This is a genomic window from Pelomicrobium sp. (assembly GCF_036803785.1).
Classification (GTDB): Bacteria; Pseudomonadota; Gammaproteobacteria; order Burkholderiales; family UBA6910; genus Pelomicrobium.
Genome location: NZ_DAIRTR010000030.1, coordinates 21,029 through 27,590 on the forward strand (window position 1 = coordinate 21,029; position 6,562 = coordinate 27,590).

Sequence of the window (6,562 nt, forward strand, 5' to 3'; positions counted from 1 at the left end):
TCTCCCATTCAATAAGACCGAGGTAGCCCCAGCACGTGCTCGGCCACGTAGGCCAGGATCAGGTTGGTGGAAACCGGCGCCACTTGATATAGGCGCGTCTCCCGAAACTTGCGCTCCACATCGTACTCGGCAGCGAAGCCGAACCCGCCATAGGTCTGGAGCGTCACGTTGGCCGCTTCCCACGAAGCGTCGGCTGCCAGAAGCTTGGCCATGTTGGCTTCGGCACCACAGGGCTTGCCCCGGTCGAACAGCTCGGCGGCACGGAAGCGCATGAGGTTCGCTGCCTCCACGTTCACGTAAGCGCGGGCGATGGGAAACTGGACCCCCTGGTTCTGGCCGATGGGCCGCTCGAACACCACCCGCTCGCGGGCGTAGCCGGCCGCCTTTTCGATGAACCAGTAGCCGTCCCCAATGCACTCCGCCGCGATCAGAATGCGCTCCGCGTTCATGCCGTCCAGGACGTAGCGAAAGCCCTGGCCCTCTTCGCCGATCAGGTTCTCCGCCGGAATTTCCAGTTCGTCGAAGAACACCTCGAAGGTTTCGTGATTGACCATGTTGCGGATCGGGCGCACGCTGACTTGCTTTCCCAGAACTCCCCGCAGGTCCACCAGGAACACCGACAGGCCCTCCCCCTTCCTCTTCACCTCGGCGAGGGGCGTGGTACGGGCGAGCAGCAGCATCAGGTCCGAATGCAGCACCCGGGAAGTCCAGACCTTCTGTCCGTTCACCACGTAACGGTCGCCCTTTTTCACTGCCGTGGTCTTGAGGCGGGTCGTGTCGGAGCCGGTGGTGGGCTCAGTGACGGCGAAGGACTGGAGCCTCAACCGTCCGGCGGCGATCTGCGGAAGGTATTGCCGCTTCTGCACCTCGGAGCCATGCCGCAAGAGCGTCCCCATGAGGTACATCTGGGCGTGACAGGCCGCCGAGTTGGCGCCGCAGCGGTTGATCTCCTCCAGGATGACGGAGGTCTCCGTCACGCCCAGCCCCGCGCCACCGTATTCCTCAGGAATCAGGGCCGAGAGCCAACCCGCCCTGGTCAGCGCCTGCACGAATTCCTCGGGATAGGCCCGCTCTTCATCCAGCCGGCGCCAGTACTCAGGAGGAAACGTCCGGCACAGGGCGCGGATCGCGCTGCGCAGTTCGGGGTGGGAGGCGGCCCCTCGAAACTCCATCACGGGAGGGCGGGCGGTCGCGGTGAAGGAACGCCCCTTATCTTTGCGGCAATGGCGCGTGGTGTCAACGCTGCCCGATGCGGACTCTCCTTACGCGAGCCGCTTGCGCTGCTCGTCCAGGCCGTCCCAGAAGGCAGCCACCGCGTCCAGCATCTGGTTGCCGCAGCAGATGAAGGCGTGTTCGTCGAGGGAGGTCTGGAAGTAGTATTCCTCCAGCTCTTCCTGGGTGTGGCGGGCGTGCTGGGCTTCGAGCCGGTTGTGCCAGACGAAAAATCCCAAGGGCAGGTCGGTGCCGTGGCGCTCGTTGTAGCGTTTCAAGCCCTCGATCAGCTCCTCCCAGAAGCCCGCCGCCGCCCAGTTCTCCACCGCGTAACTCGCCGCCTGGGAGACGGCGTAGTCCTCGCTCCCGTATAGCCGGATGAGCTCGTCGCAAAAAAAGAGGGTGGAAGCAGTCCCGTGGCGGCGCTTGCCGATCTCGTCGAAGCGAAGCCCCAGCTGGCGGGCGATCTGGTAGAGCCATTCGAAATGGCCTGCCTCGAAGCGGAAGGTACCGCCCTGGACGGTGCCCTCGGTGCCCATCTTGTCGGGATCGTACTGCTCAATTTCTGCCGCCCGCCGGGCACCGTGGGGGTTAAAGATCACACCGATCTCGTTGGCGAGGATCTCCTTAGAGGCCCGCATGCCTTCCAGGGTGTCGGCATTGATCATCTTGTGGAGCTGGGCCACCAGGAACTGGTTGGAGAACACGGAGAACTGCACGACGAAGGCCCGGATCTGGGCCTCGGTCTGCTCGCCCTGCTGGAACCAGGCGGTGTAGGCGTTACGGGTGATGACCCGGTGGGTCAACAGCTCCCGGTTGATCCGCTCCTGGAAGTCGAGAAACGCCTTGCCCCGCTCGACGTTATAGCCTGCCCGCCCTGCCTGGATGGCTTGGAGGGAAGGGGCGGTCAAGCCGATAAGGCCCAAGCGTGCGGCGAAATCTTGAAGTTCCCCCGCCAGCACAACGTCCTTCTCGCTCTTTGCGTCCTCGCTCTTTTTTTCTTTGACCCCCGCCGCCGGGGCTTGGTTTACTGCCCCGCCCCTTCCGGGGTGGGAGAGGTCCCGGGCAAGGCGTCCGGCTGCCGCTCCGGGGCGGCGGCCCGGAAGGCGGGCAGCGCCTCGCAGCGCCCGGCAATAGCCTGCAGGGTGGGATAGGGTGCGAGATCGCACCCGAAACGCCGGGCGTTGTAGAGCTGGGGCACGAGGCAGGCGTCGGCGAGGGTGGGCCGATCCCCGTGGCAGTAGGGGCCGGTGGCAGCGTCCTGCGAAAGCAGGACCTCCAAGGCAGAGAGCCCCTCGGCGATCCAGTGGCACACCCACCGGCGCCGGATGTCCTCACCCAGTCCCAAAGACTGCTCCAGGTACACCAGCACCCGCCGGTTGTTGAGCGGATGGATGTCGCAAGCGATGGCCTGGGCGAGGGCCCGCACTCGAGCCCGCCCCCAGGGATCCGGCGGCAGCAAGGGGGGCTGCGGGTAGCGCTCCTCCAGGTACTCCATGATGGCCAGGGACTGGGTGAGCACCCGGCCCCCGTCCACCAGCACCGGCACGAACCCCTGGGGATTGAGGGCCCGGTGCTCTGGGCGCTGCTGCTCGCCGCGGAGGAGGTGGACGAACCGGGGCTGGTACGCGAGCCCTTTGAGGTGCAGGGCGATGCGCACTCGATAAGCGGCGGAGCTGCGGTAATAGGTGTAAAGTTCCAGCACGGCACTCCCCTCATCGACTTCCCCGTCCCCGGTGATAAGGCTGCACTTCCTGGTCGATCGCCCCGAAGATGGAACGCCCTTCCGCGTCCAACATCTCAATACGCACCCGGTCACCGAAGCGCAGATAAGGCGTCGCCGCCGCGCCCGTCTCGATCAGCTCCTGGGCCCGTTTCTCGGCGATGCAACAGAAGCCCCGGGAAGCGTCGGCGTTGGACACTGTTCCCGACCCGATGAGGGTGCCGGCTCCCAGGTGCCGTGTGCGGGCGGCGTGGGCGATGAGGGCTGGAAAGTCGAACGTCATGTCCTGCCCCGCTTCGGGAGCGCCAAAAAAAACCCCGTTCACCTGCACCCTGAGGGGCAGGTGAACCCGGCTACCGTCCCAGGCCGCCCCCAGCTCGTCGGGGGTCACTGCCACTGGGGAAAGGGCGCTCGCGGGTTTGCCATGGAGAAATCCGAATCCCTTGGCCAGCTCCGGGGGAATCAGATGGCGCAGAGAGACGTCGTTCACCAGAATGAGTAGCACGATGTGCCCCCCCGCTTCGGCGGGGTCCACCCCCATGGGCACATCATCCGTGATCACCGCCACCTCCGCCTCGAAGTCGATGCCCCAATCCTGCGACTCAGCGACAATGGGGTCGTAGGGGCCGAGAAAGCCGTCCGAGCCCCCCTGATACATGAGGGGATCCGTTGTCGCATGGGGGGGCAGGTTCGCGCCCCGAGCCCGCCGAACCCGGGCCACGTGGGAGAGGTAGGCGCTTGCGTCCAGCCACTGGTAGGCCCGGGGCAGGGGCGGCCCCAGCGCCTGCGGGTCGAGCCCAAAGGCACCCGGCATGCAACCCTCGTTGAGGAGCTGATAGACCGAAGCGAGGGCCGGGCGGCAGGCCTCCCAATCGTCCAGGGCCGCCTGGAGGGTGGAAGCGATCTCCGGCACCGCAACCGCCGTCCTCAGGTCGTGGGAGACCACCACGAGGATTCCGTCCCGCCCGCCGGACTTGAGGCTACCGAGCTTCACGGCTTGGCGAAGTCCTTCCAGGAGTCCACGTACTCCCGCCACTCGATCGCCTCTGCGGCGGGGGTCACGTCCAGGGCGTCCCGGCTGTCCACCATCACCGCCACCTCATTGGTCTGCCTGCGAGCGCCTGCGGCGGCCGCTGCAAACGCCTTGGGGTGGGGTCCGTGGGTGAAACCCGAGGGATGGAAGGTGATCATGCCAGGGCGGATATTGTCCCGGGAAAAGAACTCTCCGCGGTGGTAAAAGATGACTTCGTCGTAATCGTCGTTGTTGTGGAAGAAAGGCACCTTCAAGGCTCCCGGGTCAGATTCCAGCGGGCGCGGACAAAAGGTACACACGACGAAGCGAGGCGCGACGAAGGTGGTGTGGACGGAGGGCGGCAGGTGGGCCCGGTGACTCATCAGGGGGCGCAGGTCCCGCCAGTTGATGCGTACCGCAGCCAGGGTGCCGTGCCAGCCCACCGCGTCCAAGGGATTGAAGGGGAAGGTTTGGACGGTGAGGGCGCCGCGCCGTTTGATGACTACGCGCCACTCGGTTTCCCCCTGCTGGGCGCGAAACGCCTCGTCCATGGCCGGCACGTCCAGCACCGCGGGATCGAACGGCGCATGCTCCCCGGCGATGCCCTTGTCCGGCAGTCGGTAGCCCTCGTTGGTCGCCTCCAGTAGGAGCATCACCACCGGACGGCTCGCCTCGATGCGCCACAAGGTGCCTCGGGGAAGAAGGAGGTAGTCCCCATCGCGAAACGCTAGATGGCCGTAGTCGCAGAAGAGGTCTCCGGCGCCTTCATGAACGAAGGCGAGCTCGTCCCCGTCGGCGTTGCGCACGAGGTGATCCATCGCGCCTTCGACCCGCCACAGCCGCAGTTGCAGATGGGCGTTTGCCAGGAGCACGGGTGCGTCCCAGGGGGAAGCGCTCCCCCCTTTCAGCCGATGGGTGTCGAAGGCTCGCGGCCGCAGGGGCCCCTCGAACCGGCTCCAGGCGGTGGGCGGATGGCGATGGTACATCTGGGTGGAAGGCCCATAGAACCCTTCCCGGCCCAGCTCCCGCTCATAGGTGCCCGGCGGCAGATCGGCGTGGGCCTGGCGCGACGCGTTACCTTCGACCCGGGGAAACGAGATCCACTTGGGCATAGAGAAGTGTCTCCTAGAGCGCCCCCCGCTTCATCTGCTCCCGTTCCATCGCTTCGAACAGGGCGCGGAAATTGCCCTCGCCGAAACCTTCGTTGCCCTTGCGCTGGATCAGCTCGAAGAAGATGGGTCCGATCACGGTTTCGGTGAAGATCTGCAGCAACCATCCCTCCTGCGGGGAGCCGTCGACCAGGATACCGTGGCGCCGCAACCGCTCCCGGTCCTCCCCGTGGCCGGGAAGCCGCTCGTCCAGCGCGTCGTAATACGCCCCCGGCACTTCCAGGAAGCGCATGCCCCGCGCCCGCAGCCGCTCCACGCTGGCATAGATGTCGCCAGTCGCCAGGGCGATGTGTTGGATCCCCTCCCCCCGATAGGCGGCAAGATACTCCTCCACCTGGGACCTGTCATCGGCGGACTCATTGATGGGGATGCGAATCTTGCCGCAGGGGCTCGCCATGGCCCGGGACTTGAGCCCCGTTGCGATCCCGTGGATGTCGAAGTAGCGGATCTCGCGGAAACCGAACAGCCGTTCGTAGAATCGGGCCCATTGGTCCATGCGGCCCCGGTGCACGTTGTGGGTCAGATGGTCGACGGCGGCGAGCCCGGCGGAAGGCACCGGGGGCGCATCCACCGGAACGAAGTCCACGTCGTAGATGGTGCTGTCGCCGTAGCGATCCACCAGATAGATGAGGCTGCCGCCGATGCCCCGGATTGCCGGGATGGTGAGCTCCCCTGGTCCCACCGGGCCGTAATAGGGCTTCGCGCCTAGCGCCAAAGCCCGCTGGAAGGTCGCCTGGGCATCCCGCACGCGAATGCCGAAGGCGCACACGGACGGTCCATGGATCCGGGCGAAGGCCTGGGCGAAGCTGTGGGGCTCGTGGTTGAGAATGAAATTGATGCCGCCCTGCCGATACAGCACCACGTCCTTGGAGCGGTGGCGGGCGACGGGGGAAAATCCCATGCGCTCGAACAGCTCGGCGAGGCTGCGGGTATCGGGGGCGGTGTACTCGACGAACTCGAAACCGTCGGTATCCACGGGGTTGGGCTGCTCCCCGGCCATGGTGCCCCTCCCATGCCAGACAAAGCCAATGGTTTTCTTTTCGTTTGACTTTTCCCTGCCCTCTTCGTTCGTCTGGGCACGGGAAGGACGTATGCTAGGATTCGGCTGGATGAAACCACACTACGGGCATTGCCCCACGATCGCCAACCAGCCGGGTGGAAAGGCGTCTAACGGCGAGAGACCCGCTTTTTTGTCTCTTTCATGCTGCGGAGGTAGCGTTTGAGCGTCGTTGCCACGTTCCAAGTCCAATTCCGGCGCTTTCTGGACCCGGCGGGCCGCGTGGTTGAGCCCCTTCCCCCCTTCGCCGCCGATCCCCAGAACGGCAACATCCAGGACTCGCTCGGCTGGGCCCAGTATCGGCAGGGAGATTACCAGGCCGCCGTCGACACCCTGGAGCAGGCGATCGACAAGGAGCCCGCCAACGCCGAGATCAACGACCACCTGGG

The 6,562-nt window shown here is 65.7% G+C and carries 7 protein-coding genes; 1 reads left to right on the top strand and 6 read right to left on the bottom strand.

Annotated elements, in window-relative coordinates; all coding sequences use genetic code 11:
• Positions 1-8: 8 nt before the first annotated feature.
• From V7Q81_RS05505 to hppD, 6 genes are all read right to left on the bottom strand, one after another.
• Positions 9-1,172, bottom strand: coding sequence for an acyl-CoA dehydrogenase family protein (locus V7Q81_RS05505; RefSeq protein ID WP_333840933.1), 1,164 nt, complete (start codon positions 1,170-1,172; stop codon positions 9-11).
• 90 nt (positions 1,173-1,262) lie between these two features.
• Positions 1,263-2,174, bottom strand: coding sequence for a hypothetical protein (locus V7Q81_RS05510; protein WP_333840926.1), 912 nt, complete (start codon positions 2,172-2,174; stop codon positions 1,263-1,265).
• A 65-nt stretch (positions 2,175-2,239) separates the two neighbouring features.
• Positions 2,240-2,914, bottom strand: coding sequence for a maleylacetoacetate isomerase (gene maiA / locus V7Q81_RS05515; protein ID WP_333840934.1), 675 nt, complete (start codon positions 2,912-2,914; stop codon positions 2,240-2,242).
• A gap of 13 nt (positions 2,915-2,927) precedes the next feature.
• The gene (locus V7Q81_RS05520; protein WP_333840927.1) at positions 2,928-3,929 is read right to left on the bottom strand and encodes a fumarylacetoacetate hydrolase family protein; all 1,002 of its coding nucleotides are present in this window, start codon (positions 3,927-3,929) and stop codon (positions 2,928-2,930) included.
• Positions 3,926-5,059 (bottom strand): homogentisate 1,2-dioxygenase, encoded by a 1,134-nt coding sequence (locus V7Q81_RS05525; protein WP_333840928.1) that lies wholly within the window; start codon positions 5,057-5,059, stop codon positions 3,926-3,928. Before V7Q81_RS05525 ends, V7Q81_RS05520 begins: the two co-directional genes overlap by 4 nt.
• A gap of 13 nt (positions 5,060-5,072) precedes the next feature.
• Positions 5,073-6,116: a 4-hydroxyphenylpyruvate dioxygenase gene (hppD, locus tag V7Q81_RS05530; RefSeq protein WP_333840929.1), complete on the bottom strand. Its 1,044-nt coding sequence runs from the start codon at positions 6,114-6,116 to the stop codon at positions 5,073-5,075.
• A 219-nt stretch (positions 6,117-6,335) separates the two neighbouring features.
• On the opposite strand from hppD, the gene V7Q81_RS05535 reads away from it, so the two are divergent.
• Positions 6,336-6,562, top strand: a 227-nt coding sequence (locus tag V7Q81_RS05535; RefSeq protein WP_333840930.1) for a tetratricopeptide repeat protein, incomplete at its 3' end; no start/stop codon positions are given.